This window comes from Pseudomonas sp. Z2-11, from assembly GCF_054161305.1.
Genome location: NZ_CP096395.1, coordinates 5,101,827 through 5,117,372, shown reverse-complemented (window position 1 = coordinate 5,117,372; position 15,546 = coordinate 5,101,827). Strand labels below are relative to the sequence as shown.

Sequence of the window (15,546 nt, the reverse complement as noted above, 5' to 3'; positions counted from 1 at the left end):
TGGAGCATTGCTCCCTCACCACAGGGCGGTATGTTCAACTCGGAATAATCAGCTCATCCCCAACCAGTTAGGCAGCGCGAGCGAGATCCACGGTACATAGGTAATCAGCACCAGGAACGCCAGCAGAATCATCAGCCACGGCATGGCCGCGCGGATGGTCGCCGTCAGCGACATGCCGGTCACCGCCGAGGTGACGAACAGATTCAAGCCCACCGGCGGCGTGATCAGGCCGATCTCCAGGTTCACCACCATGATGATGCCCAAGTGGATCGGGTCGATGCCCAGCTTCATGGCGATAGGGAACAGGATCGGCGCCAGGATCAGGATGATCGCCGACGGTTCCATGAACGCACCGGCAATCAGCAGCACGATGTTGACCACCAGGAGGAAGGTTACTGGCGTCAGCCCGGCCTCGATCACCCACGCAGTGATTTGCTGCGGCAGTTGCTCGGTGGTCAGCACGTGGGCGAAGAGCATGGCGTTGGCGATGATGAACATCAGCATGATGCTCAGCTTGGCCGACTCCAGCAGCACCTTGGGGGTTTCGCGGAACGTCAGGTCCTTGTAGACGAACAGCGCGATAAACGCTGAGTAGACCGCCGCCACTGCTGCTGCTTCGGTGGGCGTGAACATCCCCGAATAGATCCCACCGAGGATGATCACCATCAGCAGCAAGCCCCAGATGGCCTGGCGTGCCGTGCTCAGCCATTCACGCAGCGTCGCCCGAGGCATCGCCGGGAGTTTTTTCTTAACCGCGACGATGTAGATCGCCACCATCAAGAAGAACCCCAGCAGCAGGCCCGGTAGTACACCCGCCATGAACAATTTGCCTACCGAGGTTTCGGTCGCGGCGGCATAGACCACCATGACGATCGACGGCGGAATCAGGATGCCCAGAGTCCCGGCGTTGCAGACGATGCCGGCACCAAACGCCTGGGGATAACCTGAGCGCACCATGCCGGCAATGGCAATCGAACCCACCGCTGCCACCGTCGCGGGGCTGGAACCGGACAACGCGGCAAACAACATGCACGCCAGCACCGCCGCAATCGCCAGGCCACCGCGAACGTGTCCGACGCAGGCGTTGGCAAAGTCGATCAACCGTCGTGCCACGCCACCCGTGGTCATGAACGCACCGGCCAGCAGGAAGAATGGAATCGCCAGTAGGGTGTAGTGCTCGGATGTCTCGAACAGCTTGATTGCCAGGGAGCGTACCGAATCGGGGCTGAAGAAAATGATCGTCAGCGAACCGGCCAGCCCGAGGGAAATGGCGATGGGCACGCCAATAAACATCAGCACGAACAGCGCGATGAACAGGAAGGCAATGGTCATGGCTTGTCTTCCTCGATCTCGGTCAGTTTGATCGCTTCGGCCGCTTCATCGGCAAGACCCAGGCCTGTCTGACGGTTCATCAGGATGCGCACCAGGATTTCCGCGAAGCGGATAAACACCAAGGCAAAACCTACCGGCACGATCAGCCCTACGTGCCATTGCATGATGCCGAAATGGCCGAGGTCTTCCGCGCCGATCTGGGCAATCATCAAGGTATTGATCCATTCGTAACTCGCCACGGCCAGCAACCCGGCGTAGGCCAGGCAGCACAGGCAGGCGATCACGCCGATAATGCGCTGCAGCGGTTTGCTCGCCAGTTTCACCAACGCGTCGACGCCGATGTGGCCGGCCGTGCGCACGCCATACGACAGGCCAAAGAAAATCAGCCAGCCAAACAGCGCCTTGGTCAGCGCGCTGCTCCAGGTCATGGCCTGGGCCATGCCCATGATGCCGTCGCCAATGGCGAACATCGGTTCGCTGGCGGCTGGCCAGTTATCGCCAAGGCTGTAGAACACTGCATAAAGGTTGTTGAGGACCACGTAGACGAAAGTGACCAACGTCATGGCGGCCAGAAGGAAGGCAATGAAACCTTCCTCGAAATGTTCCCAGGTGCGCCGAAGGGCGTTCATGGATGGCATCTCCTGCAGGGAGGACGACAGGCCGGCGCTGCCACGGCGGCAGCGCCGACCAACCCATTACTGAGCCTTGTTGGAGGCTTCGGCGGCTTGGATCAGGTCAGCGCCGATGTCACCTTCGAACTTCTTCCAGACCGGTTTCATCTTGTCGCGCCATGCGTTGCGCTCTTCAGGCGTGAGGGTAATGATCTCGGTGGTCTTGGCGTCGAGGATGCGCTGCTTGTCGTTCTGGTTCAGTTGCGCCGCTTCCTTGTTCACATGGGCGGTGACTTCCACAAGGATCTTGTCCAGTTCGCTGCGTACGTCCGGCTGCAGGCCATTCCAGAACTTGGTGTTGGTGATCAGCATGTAGTCGAGCAAGCCATGGTTGGACTCGGTGATGTACTTCTGCACTTCATGCATTTTCTGGCTGTAGATGTTCGAGTAGGGGTTTTCCGCACCGTTGACCACGCCGGTCTGCAGGCCTTGGTACACCTCGGCGAAACTCATCTTGCGCGGGTTGGCATTGACGGCCTTGAACTGTTCTTCGAGCACGGCAGACGCCTGCACGCGGAACTTCAAGCCACGGGCATCCTTGGGTTCGCGCAGCGGTTTGTTGGCGGAGAGTTGCTTCATGCCGTTGTGCCAATAGGCCAGGCCGGTGATGTTCTTGCTTTCCATTGACTTGAGCAGTTTCTGACCTTCAGGGCTCAGTTGGAAACGGTCCACGGCAGAGATGTCATCAAACAGGAACGGCAGGTCGAACAACTGCACCGTCTTGGTGTATTGCTCGAACTTGGCGAGCGATGGCGCGATCATTTGCACGTCACCCAGGAGCAGGGCTTCCATTTCCTTGCCATCGCCGAATAACGACGAGTTGGGGTACACCTCGACCTTAACCTTGCCCGGCAGCCGTTCTTCCACCAACTTTTTGAAGAGCAGCGCGCCTTGGCCTTTGGGGGTTTGTTCGGCCACCACGTGCGAGAACTTGATAACCACCGGATCAGCCGCCATGGCGTTGCTCAGCGCGCTGAGGGCCAATGTGCAGACGAGTGCTTTCCACATAGGTTTAAACATAGGGGGTTCCTTTTATTTTTAGTTTTTCACGTGCGGGCTCATTCAAAACACGACGCACGGTGGGACACTTGCAAGTCTAGGCAGAAAAACAGCTTGCCGGGGCATTTTGACATCAAGTTCGGGGCTTTACTGCGTCTTGTTGGACGCTTCGGCGGCTTTGATCAGCTCCGGGCCGATATCCTTTTCGAACTTCGCCCATACCGGTTTCATTTTCTCTCGCCAGGCATTCCGCTCTTGCGGCGTGAGGGTCATGATCTCGGTGGTCTTGGCGTCCAGGACGTGCTGTTTGTCCAGCTGGTTGAATCGCTCCGCTTCCTTGTTGGCATGAGCGGTGGATTCGACCACGATCTTTTCCAGCTCACCGCGGATATCCGGCGGCAGGCCGTTCCAGAAATCCGACGTGGTGATCAGCATGTAGTCGAGGATGCCGTGGTTGGACTCGGTAACGTATTTCTGTACCTCATGCAGTTTCTGATTGTAAAAATTTGAATAGGTATTTTCCGTGCCGTTGACCAGGCCCGTACGCAAGCCCTGATACACCACCGAGAAAATCATCGGTTGGCCTTTGGCACTCACCGCCTTGAACTGCTCCTCCAGCACCGCGGAAGTCTGCACACGGAAGACCAGGCCGCGCGCATCTTCGGGCGTGCGCAGGGGTTTGTTCGCCGACAGCTGCTTCATGCCGTTGTGCCAATAGGCCAGGCCGGTGACGTTCTTGCTCTCCATGGACTTGAGCAGTTGCTGGCCCTCGGGGCTCTGTTGGAAACGGTCCACCGCGGCAATGTCATCGAACAGGAACGGCAAGTCGAACAACTGCACCTTGCGGGTGTACTGCTCGAACTTGGCCAGTGACCGCGCGATGACCTGCACGTCTCCCAGCAGCAACGCTTCCATTTCCTTGTCGTCGCCATACAGCGTGGAGTTGGGATAAACCTCCACAGTGACCTTGCCAGGCAACCGCTCCTCCACCAGCTTCTTGAACATCAGGGCGCCCTGGCCCTTGGGGGTCTGTTCGCCTACTACATGGGAAAACCTGATCACGATGGGGTCGGCTGCGTAGGCGCTGCCCAGTGCGCTGAAAACCAGGGTGCAGATGAGCGCTTTCCATAAAGGTTCGAGCATGGCGTATCCCTTCGATTTATGTTTATCGTACGAGCTCATTCCAGCCCCGGCGAACTGCAAACACTGGCAAGTCTAGGAGCAAAAAATGCGGGCTGCCGGAAAGTTGCGGATCCTGGAGGAGAACCAGCCGCGTCTGTCAGGCTTGGCCCCCGGGATCAGTGGACAGGACGTTTCAAAAAACTCAACAAGGGACTCAACGATGATCGATTTCAACAACAAAGGCTTCTTCAAGCTCAAGCAAAACAACGAATACGCCGAACGCGTCTCGGATCTGTTGCTGGACGGTGAACAGGTGATCGACGCCTACAAGTCGATGCGTGATGGCGTGGTGTTCACCAACAAACGCATCATCGCGGTAAACGTGCAGGGCATTACCGGCAGCAAGAAGGATTTCACCTCGCTGCCCTACAAGAATATCGTTGCGTATTCGGTGGAAACCTCCGGCACCTTCGACCTGGATTCCGAACTGGAGATTTATTTTTCGTCCCTGGGCAAGGTGAAGTTCGAATTCACCGGCAAGACCGGCATCGTCGAAATCTCCAAGGTCATTTCCAGACACCTTTTGGTCTGAGTCGATACAAGCGCACCCCGGCAGCGTAAGTCCCGCTGGAGCTCAAGGCTCCAGCGCCGGTCCCTTCAACTCGATCTGGTTGCCATCCGGGTCGAAGCAATAGATCGACCAGCCTTGCCCCTCCGCGCCATAGCGCATCTGTGCCTTCTCGACCTCCAGCCCGGCTGCGCCCAGATGAGCGAGCAGGGCTTGTTCGTCAAACGGTTCGATGCGCAGGCAGAAGTGATCGACGTTGTGCCCCTGCCTACCCGACGCCGCGCCACCCTGACGGCCGAGCGGTCCTTCGACATCCACCAGATCGATCATCGACGCCCCGGCGCCGAGGTGGACCAACCCCAGATCGTCCCGCCGCTTCTTCAGTTCGCAACCGAGCACCGAGGTGTAGAAGGCGAGGCTGCGCTCGATGTTCGTCACGCGCAGTACGACGTGGTCGATGCGCTCGATGGTGAAATTTTTCATACCGGTCTCCACAAGGCGGGCACAAATGGGCCACGTCACTGTAGCCAGAATTTCCCAAGGGAAACGAGCTTATCATCACGGCGTGGTATGACGACATTTTAAGTCATCATCTTTTCAAAAATAGAGCCTATCCGAAGAACCTCATATTTAGCTGATGTACAGGCTTGACAGCTCCGAGTAAACGTACAAATAATCCGCCACGTTGTATGACGACATACAAATAAAAATAACCACACGGTGGCTCCTTCTTATGAGAATCACAGGCGTTCACGTCGAAATCTTTTCCACCCCGTCGCGCCGCGCCCAGGACAGCGCCGGCCACGCCCATCCAGGCGACGAAGTCATGATCAAGATGGCCCTGCTGCGCATCAGCTGCGACGATGGCTCGGAGGGTTACGCCTTCGGTACGCCCGAGTTGATTCGTCCACACATCATCGAATCGTTCGTGCGCAAGGTGCTGATCGGCCGCGACCCGATGGACCGTGAGAGCATCTGGCAAGACCTGGCGCACTGGCAGCGCGGCAGCGCCGGCCAGTTCACCGACCGCGCGCTGGCGCTGGTTGAGCAAGCCTTATGGGATCTGGCCGGGCGCAAGCTGAAGTTGCCGGTGCACAAGCTCATCGGCGGTTACCGTGACAAAGTCCTGGCCTACGGCTCGACCATGTGCGGCGACGATTTGCCGGGCGGTCTGTCGACGCCGGATGAGTACGGCCAGTTCGCCGAAAAGCTCGTCAAGCGCGGCTACAAGGCAATCAAGCTGCACACCTGGATGCCGCCGATTTCCTTCGCGCCGAATCCGCAAATGGACATCCAGGCCTGCGCGGCAGTGCGCGAGGCGGTCGGCCCGGACATCGCCCTGATGCTCGATGGCTACCACTGGTACAGCCGCATGGATGCGCTGACCATTGGCAAGGCCCTGGAAAAACTCAATTTTGCCTGGTTCGAAGAACCGATGATGGAAGACTCCGCCGAGTCATACGCCTGGCTGGCCGCCAATCTGGACATCCCGGTGCTGGGCCCGGAAAGCATTGCCGGAAAATTCCACAGCCGCGCCAGTTGGGTGACGCAGAAGTCCTGTGACATCCTGCGCGCCGGCGTAGCTGGCGTAGGCGGTATCGGCCCTTGCCTGAAAGTGGCGCACCTGGCCGAGTCGTTCGGCATGGATTGCGAGGTCCACGGCAACGGCGCGGCGAACCTGGCGGTGGTGGGCGCGATCAGCAACTGCCGGTGGTACGAGCGCGGCCTGCTGCACCCGTTCCTCGATTACGAGGAAGTGCCGGCGCACCTCAACAGTATTGTCGACCCGATGGATGCCGACGGTTACGTGCATCTGTCTGATCGGCCGGGGTTGGGCGAGGACATCAACTTCGCGTATATCGAAGCCAACACCTTGTCTCGACACTGATGGCGCACCACGTCCGAGGCTGAGCGGCCCGGGCGACAAGTCTTTATAAATATAAGAAAGGACTGAACCATGAAACTCTGGCCCAAGCGCCTGACCAGGCTGCTGTGTGTCATCGTGGCCCTGTGCGCAGTGCAGGTGCCCGTCAGCCTGGCCCAAGGCGAAACGCCCGCCGACCAATTGGTGGTGGGCATGAGTATGATCAACCTGCTGTCCCTGGACCCGGCGGCCGCGACCGGCCTGGAAGTGGCCGAGGTCAACGCCAATGTCTACGACATGCTCCTGGAGCAGGACGCGGCGCAGCCGGACACGCTGGTGCCGGCCCTGGCGAAAAGCTGGGAAGTCAGCCCGGACCGCATGCGTCTTACCTTCCAGTTGCGTGACGACGTCCGTTTTCACTCCGGTGCGCCGCTCACTGCGCAAGATGTCGCCTGGTCCTTGCAACGTGTGGTCACCCTCAACCGCGCCCTGGCGTCCACCTGGAAAGCCTACGGTTTCACGGCCGACAACGTCGCCCGGCTGATGCGCGCCGAAGGGCCGCACACCTTCGTCATGGAACTGCCACGCGTCACCGACCCGCTGTTGGTACTCAACACCCTGGCCACCTCGCCGAGTGCATTCATCATCGACCGCTCGGTGGCCTTGCAGCATCAGGTCGGTGACGACCAGGGCGCGGCCTGGCTGGCGACGCACACCGCCGGGTCCGGTGCATTCAAGCTGGATATCTGGCGCGCCAACGACGTGATCCTGATGAGCCGCAACGAGGACTACTGGCGCGGCGCGCCGAAGTTGCGCCGGGTGATCATGCGCAACATGACCGAGTCCCAGGCCCTGCGCCTGATGGTCGAGCGCGGTGACCTGGATGTCGCCCGCGGCATGGCGGCGACCGACATCAAGGCGCTGGGCAAGGTGGATGCGGTGCGCATCCAAAGCATCGCCCGCGGCACGCTGTACTACGTGGCGATGAGCATGCAGCAGCCGCTGTTCCAGGACATCCGGGTGCGTCAGGCGATCCGTCTGCTGATCGACTACCAGGGCATCAACGACGTGGTGATGCCGCACTACGGCGTGATCAACCAGCGCCCGATGCAACTGGGCTTGCCGGCACGCCTGGACGATCCGGGTTATCGCCTGGATGTGGCCGAGGCTCGCCGCCTGCTGGCAGAAGCCGGTCACGCCGAGGGCTTCAAGGTGAGCATCCGTTCGCTGACCGACCCGCCCTTCATCAACATCGCCACCAGCCTGCAAGCGACGCTGGCCCAGGCGGGCATCCAGGCGACGATCATCACCGGCACCGGCAACCAGATCTACGGGGCGATGCGCGACCGCCAGTTCGACATCCTCGTGGGGCGTGGCGGTGGTGGGGCGGAGCGCCATCCGCATTCGAGCCTGCGGGCCCTGGTGTACAACCCGGACAACCGCAGCGAAGCCAAGTTGAGCAACTTCCAGGGCTGGCGCACCTCGTTCTTCAACCCGCAGCTCAATCAGTTGATCGAACAGGCCGAGCGCGAGCGCGACCCCGAACGGCAGCGGCAGATGTATGCCCAGATCCAGACCCTCTATGACCAACAGGCCGGGGCAATCATGCCGGTCTCGCAAATGGTGGACGAGGTGGTGGTTCACGCCGACGTGCGCAACTACATCGGCCACACCGCCGCCACCACGCGTCTTCGCGACGTCTACAAGCAGCGCTGAAATCGACGGCCTCAAGGCCAAGGCAGGAAATGAACATGTCGACTGCATCCTTTTCAATCTGGACAACCCGGGCCGCTTCGGCGACCCGGCGCGGCGGTTCGGTGGCGGTGACGCTGCTGGGGTTGCTGCTGCTGACCTTTTTTATCGGCCGGGTGATGCCGCTGGACCCGGTGCTGGCAATCGTTGGCCCGGACGCCGACGCCTCGGCCTACGCCCAGGTCTATCAGGAGCTGGGCCTGGACAAGCCACTGTGGACCCAGTTCGCGATCTACCTCGGCGACTTGCTCCACGGTGATTTCGGCATGGCCTTGCTGACCGGCAACCCGGTCATCAGCGACATCGCCCGGGTCTTCCCGGCCACCTTGGAACTGGCGACCCTGGCCATTCTGTTCGGCGTCTTGGCGGGCTTGCCGCTGGGTGTCTACGCGGCGACTCATCAGGGCCGCGCCGGTGACCATGTCGCGCGGTTGATCACGCTGTTCGGCTATTCCACGCCAATCTTCTGGATCGGCATGATGGCCTTCCTGGTGTTTTACGCCTGGTTGGGCTGGGCCGGTGGCGTCGGGCGAATCGGCCTGGCCTACGACGGGCTGATTCCGAGGCACACCGGGCTGCTGTTGATCGACACCGCCTGGTCCGGCGATTGGGAAGCCTTTCGCAGTGCCCTGCGGCACATCCTGCTGCCGGCGGTGATCCTCAGTTTCAACTCGGTCGCCTACATCAGCCGCATGACTCGCAGCTTCATGCTCGAGCAGCTGTTCCAGGAGTACATCATCACTGCCCGGGTCAAGGGTCTGTCCCAACGCAAGATTGTCTGGGGTCACGCCTTCGGCAACATCCGCGTGCAGCTGTTGACCATCGTCGCGCTGGCCTACGGCGGGCTGCTGGAGGGCGCGGTGCTGATCGAAACCGTGTTCGCCTGGCCGGGTTTCGGCCAATACCTGACGAGCAGTCTTTTGCTCGGCGACATGAACGCAGTGATGGCCTGCGTGCTGCTGATCGGCCTCATCTTCGTGACGCTGAACCTGATCAGCGATGCGCTGTACAAGCTCTTCGACCCGAGGACCCGCTAATGAATCTGCCCCTTGCTTCGAGCGCAGCCGGCGATACCGCGCTGCCCGCTTCGAGTACGGCAGCGCTGGTCGCCAGCGCCGCCCGGCTGCTGCGCTTTCTGCTGCGCAACCCGATGACGTTCGCCGGCCTGGTTGTCGTCGCGACCTTGATGGTGGTCGCGGCGTTCGCGCCATGGATCGCCGGTCATGACCCGTTGCTGCAGAACCTCGCCGGTGCGTTGCAAGCGCCCAGCAGCGCGCACTGGTTCGGCACCGATGAATACGGTCGCGATGTGTTCGCCCGGTTGGTGTACGGCTCGCGCATCACCTTGTACATCGTCTTGCTGGTGACGGTGATCGTCGGTCCCATTGGCCTGTTGGTCGGGACCATCTCCGGTTACTTCGGCGGCTGGGTCGACAGCTTGTTCATGCGCATCACCGACATCTTCATCTCGTTTCCGAGCCTGGTGCTGGCGCTGGCCTTCATCGCGGCGCTTGGCCCGGGCCTGGAGCACGCGGTGATTGCCATCGCGCTGACGGCCTGGCCGCCGATCGCCCGATTGGCTCGCGCAGAAACCCTGCCGCTGCGCAACGCCGACTTTGTCGTCGCGGTGCAGCTCCAGGGCGCGTCGAGTGCCCGGATCATCCTGCGCCATATCATCCCGATGTGTCTGTCGTCGGTGATCATCCGCCTGACCATGAACATGGCAAGCATCATCCTCACCGCCGCCGCCCTGGGCTTTCTCGGCCTCGGCGCCCAGGCACCGCTGCCGGAGTGGGGCGCGATGATCTCCACCGGCCGGCGCTACATGCTCGAAAGCTGGTGGCTGGTGGCGGCGCCGGGTGCGGCGATCATGCTGGTCAGCCTGGCCTTCAACCTGTTGGGCGACGGCTTGCGCGACGTCCTCGACCCCCGCAGCCAATCCTGAGGAACCTCCCATGACTGAGATAAAACTGGCCGTGCAGGATTTGTGCGTAGAGTTTCGCAACGCGGGCAAAACTTCCCTGGCGGTGCGTGACGTATCGTTCAACCTGGGGCGGGAAAAACTCGCCATCGTCGGTGAATCCGGCTCGGGCAAATCCACCGTCGGCCGCAGCCTGTTGCGCTTGCATCCGCCGACGGCGCGGGTCACCGCCAAGACCCTGCGTTTTGCCGACATCGATTTGCTGAAGGCCAGCGAAAAGCAGATCCAGGCGATTCGTGGCGCGCGCATGTCGATGATCATGCAAGATCCGAAGTACTCGCTGAACCCGGTGGTGCGAGTCGGCGAGCAAATCGCCGAAGCCTATCTCGCCCATCACAAGGTGCCCCATCACCAAGCCCGGGAACGGGCCCTGGATATGCTCGCCAAGGTGCACATCCGCGACCCTCGACGGGTCTATGACCTGTACCCCCATGAAGTCTCGGGTGGCATGGGGCAGCGGATCATGATCGCCATGATGGTGATTACCGATCCCCAGGTGATCATCGCCGACGAGCCGACCTCAGCGCTGGACGTGTCGGTGCGCCGGCAGGTGCTCAACGTATTGGAGGAGTTGGTCAGCGAGCGTGACCTGGGACTGATCTTCATCAGCCACGACCTGAACCTGGTGCGGCATTTCTGTGATCGCGTGCTGGTGATGTATGCCGGCCGGGTGGTCGAGTCGATTGCCGCCGCTGACCTGGATAACGCCACCCATCCCTATACCCGAGGCCTGTTGGCCGCGTTGCCAAGCCTGGACCACCCGCGCGCCACGCTGCCGGTGCTGCAGCGCGACCCACGTTGGTTGAACGCTTGAGGAGCCTGTCATGAACATGATCGAAATCGCCGGCCTGAACCTCAGTTTTGGTACCGGCGCCGCACTGAACGCGGTGTTGCACGACGTCGACCTGAGCGTTGGCGAAGGCGAGGCATTCGGCCTGGTAGGGGAGTCCGGTTCGGGCAAGACCACCGTGCTGCGTTGCCTGGCCGGACAGTACCAGCACTGGAAGGGGCGGTTGCAGATCGCCGGGAGGGCGGTGACGCGCAAGCTGCCGCTGGACCACTACCGCACCGTGCAGATGGTTTTCCAGGATCCCTACGCTTCGTTGCATCCGCGCTACACCATCGACGCCGCGTTGCAGGAACCGCTGCGCATTCACGGCATCGACGGGCGCGGGCAAAAGGTCAGCGAGATCCTGCGCAAGGTCGGCTTGAACGACAGCTTCCGCTTTCGTTATCCGCATCAGTTGTCCGGCGGCCAGCGCCAGCGCGTGGCGATTGCCCGGGCGCTGATCCTGCGGCCGCGGGTATTGCTGCTGGACGAGCCAACCTCGGCGCTGGACGTCTCGGTGCAGGCGGAAATTCTCAATCTGCTGGCTGATCTGCGTCGTCAGGAAGGTCTGACCTACCTGATGGTGACCCACGACCTGGCCGTCGTTGCGCACTTGTGTGATCGGCTGGCGGTGATGCAACAGGGCCGGGTGGTGGAAACCCTCGACAGCCAGCTGCTGGCGAGCGATGGCGCCGCCCACGAGTACACCCGTTTGCTGGTGCAAGCCAGTCGCGACATACAGCGAATACCCATCGCCGTATGAAGTAACCAAGCCGCTGTAACTGTTTTAAACCGCAGCACACGTTGAACCGCAAGTTTCAATGCGCGCACGCGCTCGCCTGCGATTTGACGTTAACCCCAACTATTGATTTCAACCAACAAGAATAAAAAACATGAAAAAGATATTTACCGTTTTGTCGATCGCTTCATTGTTCACTTCGGTTGTCGCTCAGGCCGATACCGGTTACATCAACGTTCGCCATCAATACGCCGAAAAGACCCGCATGCACGCCGACCGCGCCAAGTTCGGCATCAGGCTGGATAACGGTGTGGGCCTGGAAGGGGAACTCAAATACAAGACCGCCGGGGATCGGGAAGATGTCGCCTTCGACAACACTGTCGGCAGCGGCCATGAGTTCACCGTCAACTACCAGCACAAGATCGACGACCGCTGGACGCTGACGCCTTCGTTCGCCATGGAAAGCGACGAGGAGTCCACCACCTACAAGATGGGCTTGCGCCTGGGCTACAAGATCACCAAGGAACTGAGCATCGCCGGGCGTTACCGTTACGACGCCAGCAAACTGGACCGCGACAAGGTGGATCGCGACGTGCCGGACAATGGCCAGGACGACCAGACGATCCATCGCTACGACGTCTACATCAACTATGCGAACCAGGGGCCGTGGGCCTATGAATACCAACTGACTTACTTCGATGCCGATTACATTCGTTACAACGGCGGTACTGACGACTATGAGCAGAATGCCGTGGTCAAGTACAAGTGGGATAAGCGTTGGGCACCGTTCTTTGAGGTAGGTGACATCAAGGTCAATTCGGTGGACAGTGATCGGCAGTTGCGCTTGCGGGTGGGTATTCAATACAACTTTTTCTAAGTCGCGAAATCACCGGGATCAACTTGTGGGAGCGAGCTTGCTCGCGATAGCGGTTTGTCATGGGCGGTGATGTTGGATGTGCCACCGTCTTCGCGAGCAGGCTCGCTCCCACAGGGAACAAAGGTTATTCGTTGTAGAACGCCTGGCGTTGTTGGGTTTCACACAGGCGCATGCGGCTGTTGCTCAAGTGCAGGTACATGGCCGCCCGCGCCGCGTCGGCATTGCGGCTGGCGATGGCATCGAAAATCTGCTGGTGTTCGGCGTTGATCCCCAGCAGGTAGGCGCTGCGATCACTTTGCCCGGAGTAGGCGGAGTTCATCCGGGTACGCGGGATCAGCTTTGTACCCAGGTGCTTCATGATGTCGATCAGGTAGTAATTGCCGGCCGCCTTGGCGATTTTCAGATGGAACTGGAAATCGGCGTTGATCGTGGTGCCGGATTTTTCCGGCCCTTGCAGCAACGCCTCCAGCGCCTGGGCCAGTTCGGCCAGGGCTTCGGGCGTGGCGCGTTCGGCGGCCATGCCGGCGGCCTGCACTTCCAGGCTCAGGCGAAACTCCAGCAAATTGAGTACGTCCGACAACGTCGCAATGGTCGCCGGCCCGAGGGTGAACCCCTCCGGTGCCGGCATATCCAGGACAAACGTACCGACGCCATGGCGGGTCTCGACCAACCCCGCCGCCTGCAGGCGCGACAGCGCCTCGCGCACCACCGAACGGCTGACGCCCTCGGCTTCCATGATGTGCACTTCGGTGGGGAGCTTTTCGCCGCATTTCAAAATGCCGTCGCGCATGCGCTGGGCAAAACGGTCGACCAGTGTTTCGGCCAGGCGGCGCGGCTTGTTCAATGGAGATAACGCTTGGTCCGTCATCGGCGTGCTCTAGTGTGATCAGCGGGCATTATAGTGAGTTTTGGCCCAAGGTCGCGGCTATAATGCCGCGATCGTCTGGCTTGATGGATAGGTGCAATGGAGCGTGTCACAACCGATCGACGCCTGAGCATGACTCAGCAACTGGTGGTCGACCTGACGCAGCAGATACTCGCAGGCGAGCTGCCGGCGGGCAGCAAACTGCCAACCGAACAGGTGATCATCAAAGAGCGCGGCGTCAGTCGGACCGTGGTCCGCGAAGCCATGTCGCGGCTGCAGGCCGAAGGCTTGGTCGAGACGCGCCATGGCATCGGCACCTTCGTCGTCGACACCGCGCGCCCGGGTGATTTCCAGGGCGGCAAGCACATCAAGGGCGGCGCCCATGACGCGCTGGCCGTCATCGAACTGCGCCTGAGCCTGGAAGTGGAAGCGGCCGGCATCGCTGCGCAACGCGTCACGCCGGAGCAGTTGCTGGCAATGCGCGAAGCGCTGGATGCGGCGAATGCCGCCGACGCAACGGACGACAACAGTGCCCGAACGGATTTCGAATTTCATCGGCAGATTGCCCAATGCACCGGCAACAGCTTTTTTATCGACGCGATGGCGCACGTCGGCAATACCCTGATCGCCGTGGTCCAGCAGGCGGTGCCAGCGATGGCAACTGAAAATCGAGCATTGATGGTGCGCGAACGCGAGCAGATCTACGCGGCATTGGCGCGACGGGACGGCGAAGCGGCGCGGGCGTCGATGCGGTTGCATCTGATCAACATGCAGCAGCGGGTCCGGGGCGCGGTAGAATTGGCGAAGCAATAATTCGCACCACAGACCCTGCGGGGGCAGGCGGGCGGGCTTGCTCGCGAAGGCGGCCGGCCCATCCTCTTGCTAATTGCGCTTCCAGCACTCCGTAAACCGCGCACATACCCCGTAATGCTCGTCCATCTGCGCCATCCTTTCCAGGTGACGAGTTACCGCTTCGACCGTCACCCCATTCCCGATCCGGAAGTACTCCACCATCATCGCAACGTCCAGGTCGATCTCGGCTTTCTCCGGCTTGGCATTGGCGGTTTTGGGTAACGCCCATTGCTCCAACTGCTCGTCCTTCAGCTGTCGTAGACGCGTCTGGTATTCCTCCTTGAAACGTTCCATCGAGTGCGTCTTGTTCTGCGCCATGTCATCGCCAAACGACTTCAGGTTTTCCCGGTACAGCGTCCAGTAGTCAGCCGGCAGGTCGAAACCGAGCTTGGCCTTGCGTTCGCTGATCAGGGTGTCCAGTTTCTCTGGCGAATAACTTTCGATTTTTTCCTTGGCCGGATCCGTCTTCACCGTGACGACCAGGCTTTTATCGATGACCCGGCTCATCAATTCCAGGCGATGGGGTGTGTCCGGGTAGGTCTTGGGGAACAGCGCATTGCGGCCGGAGCAGGCGGGAAAGTCTTTTTTCAGGATCGGGATCGGTGTGCGCACGTCCTTGCCGTCGACCCGTTGCAAACGTTGCAACTGAGTCAGGCAGAAGTTCTTCTCGGACTTGAACGTCACCTCGTATTCGGCATTGGCCTCGGGTGTAAAGTTGAAGCCCTTGCCACACACGGCATAACCGCTGTTCATGTTGGTGCGCAGGTGAATCTGCTCACCGGGCTTGAGTTTGACTTCCAGATAACCCCTGGCATCCTTGGGCGCCGGAACGCTCATCCCCACCCGCCGCGCGGTATCGCTCAACAGCATATTGTTGAGGATGCCCGTGGTTTGTCCGTCGCAATGGGCCGCGTCGAAATAATCCAGCGTGGCGTTGCTGGTATTGGCGACGAACCTCAACTTGGCGGCGTCCGGTTCGATGGCATCGGGGTAACTGCCATTGACGCTGCAACCGCCGAGCAATAAAAACAACGCGGACAATGCTAGCAACGGGGCAGGACAGCGAGGCAGGGCGAGCATAGGTCATCCTTGAAG

Annotated in this window: 16 protein-coding genes; 9 read left to right on the top strand and 7 right to left on the bottom strand. The window is 60.5% G+C overall.

What is annotated here, in order from left to right:
- Window positions 1-48 precede the first annotated feature (48 nt).
- From dctM to M1E16_RS22715, 4 genes are all read right to left on the bottom strand, one after another.
- The gene (dctM, locus tag M1E16_RS22730) at window positions 49-1,332 is read right to left on the bottom strand and encodes a C4-dicarboxylate TRAP transporter large permease protein DctM (protein WP_458128441.1); all 1,284 of its coding nucleotides are present in this window, start codon (window positions 1,330-1,332) and stop codon (window positions 49-51) included.
- A complete protein-coding gene (locus tag M1E16_RS22725) occupies window positions 1,329-1,961 on the bottom strand; it encodes a TRAP transporter small permease (RefSeq protein WP_305498904.1) in 633 nt (210 codons plus the stop codon). Before M1E16_RS22725 ends, dctM begins: the two co-directional genes overlap by 4 nt.
- Window positions 1,962-2,027: 66 nt before the next feature.
- Complete coding sequence (gene dctP / locus M1E16_RS22720; protein WP_458128440.1) at window positions 2,028-3,023, bottom strand: C4-dicarboxylate TRAP substrate-binding protein DctP; 996 nt, start codon at window positions 3,021-3,023, stop codon at window positions 2,028-2,030.
- A 126-nt stretch (window positions 3,024-3,149) separates the two neighbouring features.
- On the bottom strand, window positions 3,150-4,145 hold the full coding sequence (locus tag M1E16_RS22715) for a TRAP transporter substrate-binding protein (protein WP_458128439.1): 996 nt from the start codon (window positions 4,143-4,145) through the stop codon (window positions 3,150-3,152).
- A gap of 199 nt (window positions 4,146-4,344) precedes the next feature.
- Here M1E16_RS22715 and M1E16_RS22710 point away from each other — a divergent pair, with 199 nt between their 5' ends.
- Window positions 4,345-4,716, top strand: a complete 372-nt coding sequence (locus tag M1E16_RS22710; RefSeq protein ID WP_305498907.1) for a PH domain-containing protein — start codon at window positions 4,345-4,347, stop codon at window positions 4,714-4,716.
- A 42-nt stretch (window positions 4,717-4,758) separates the two neighbouring features.
- Here the strand turns inward: M1E16_RS22710 and M1E16_RS22705 are convergent, their stop codons facing one another.
- Entirely contained in the window at window positions 4,759-5,175 is a 417-nt protein-coding gene (locus M1E16_RS22705; RefSeq protein WP_458128438.1) for a VOC family protein, read from the bottom strand.
- Window positions 5,176-5,425: 250 nt separating this feature from the next.
- Here M1E16_RS22705 and M1E16_RS22700 point away from each other — a divergent pair, with 250 nt between their 5' ends.
- The 7 genes from M1E16_RS22700 (at window position 5,426) to M1E16_RS22670 (ending at window position 12,734) form a co-directional block, all read left to right on the top strand.
- Complete coding sequence (locus M1E16_RS22700) at window positions 5,426-6,580, top strand: mandelate racemase family protein (protein WP_434571916.1); 1,155 nt, start codon at window positions 5,426-5,428, stop codon at window positions 6,578-6,580.
- 69 nt (window positions 6,581-6,649) lie between these two features.
- The gene (locus tag M1E16_RS22695; RefSeq protein WP_458128437.1) at window positions 6,650-8,272 is read left to right on the top strand and encodes an ABC transporter substrate-binding protein; all 1,623 of its coding nucleotides are present in this window, start codon (window positions 6,650-6,652) and stop codon (window positions 8,270-8,272) included.
- 35 nt (window positions 8,273-8,307) lie between these two features.
- Window positions 8,308-9,345 carry an ABC transporter permease gene (locus tag M1E16_RS22690; protein ID WP_458128436.1) on the top strand — a complete coding sequence of 346 codons (1,038 nt, stop codon included), beginning with the start codon at window positions 8,308-8,310 and terminating at the stop codon, window positions 9,343-9,345.
- Window positions 9,345-10,253, top strand: coding sequence for an ABC transporter permease (locus tag M1E16_RS22685; RefSeq protein WP_434628431.1), 909 nt, complete (start codon window positions 9,345-9,347; stop codon window positions 10,251-10,253). Before M1E16_RS22690 ends, M1E16_RS22685 begins: the two co-directional genes overlap by 1 nt.
- 10 nt (window positions 10,254-10,263) lie before the next feature.
- Window positions 10,264-11,103, top strand: a complete 840-nt coding sequence (locus M1E16_RS22680; protein ID WP_458128435.1) for an ABC transporter ATP-binding protein — start codon at window positions 10,264-10,266, stop codon at window positions 11,101-11,103.
- Window positions 11,104-11,113: 10 nt separating this feature from the next.
- Entirely contained in the window at window positions 11,114-11,881 is a 768-nt protein-coding gene (locus M1E16_RS22675) for an ABC transporter ATP-binding protein (protein ID WP_458128434.1), read from the top strand.
- 130 nt (window positions 11,882-12,011) lie between these two features.
- Window positions 12,012-12,734 carry an oligogalacturonate-specific porin KdgM family protein gene (locus M1E16_RS22670; RefSeq protein WP_458128433.1) on the top strand — a complete coding sequence of 241 codons (723 nt, stop codon included), beginning with the start codon at window positions 12,012-12,014 and terminating at the stop codon, window positions 12,732-12,734.
- Window positions 12,735-12,858: 124 nt separating this feature from the next.
- Here M1E16_RS22670 and M1E16_RS22665 read toward each other — a convergent pair whose 3' ends face one another.
- Window positions 12,859-13,602 (bottom strand): FadR/GntR family transcriptional regulator, encoded by a 744-nt coding sequence (locus tag M1E16_RS22665; protein WP_458128432.1) that lies wholly within the window; start codon window positions 13,600-13,602, stop codon window positions 12,859-12,861.
- A gap of 96 nt (window positions 13,603-13,698) precedes the next feature.
- Between M1E16_RS22665 and M1E16_RS22660 the strand changes: the two genes are divergently transcribed.
- A complete protein-coding gene (locus M1E16_RS22660; RefSeq protein ID WP_458128431.1) occupies window positions 13,699-14,412 on the top strand; it encodes a FadR/GntR family transcriptional regulator in 714 nt (237 codons plus the stop codon).
- Between the two features lie 69 nt (window positions 14,413-14,481).
- Here M1E16_RS22660 and M1E16_RS22655 read toward each other — a convergent pair whose 3' ends face one another.
- Window positions 14,482-15,531, bottom strand: coding sequence for a hypothetical protein (locus M1E16_RS22655; protein WP_434655782.1), 1,050 nt, complete (start codon window positions 15,529-15,531; stop codon window positions 14,482-14,484).
- Window positions 15,532-15,546 lie beyond the last annotated feature (15 nt).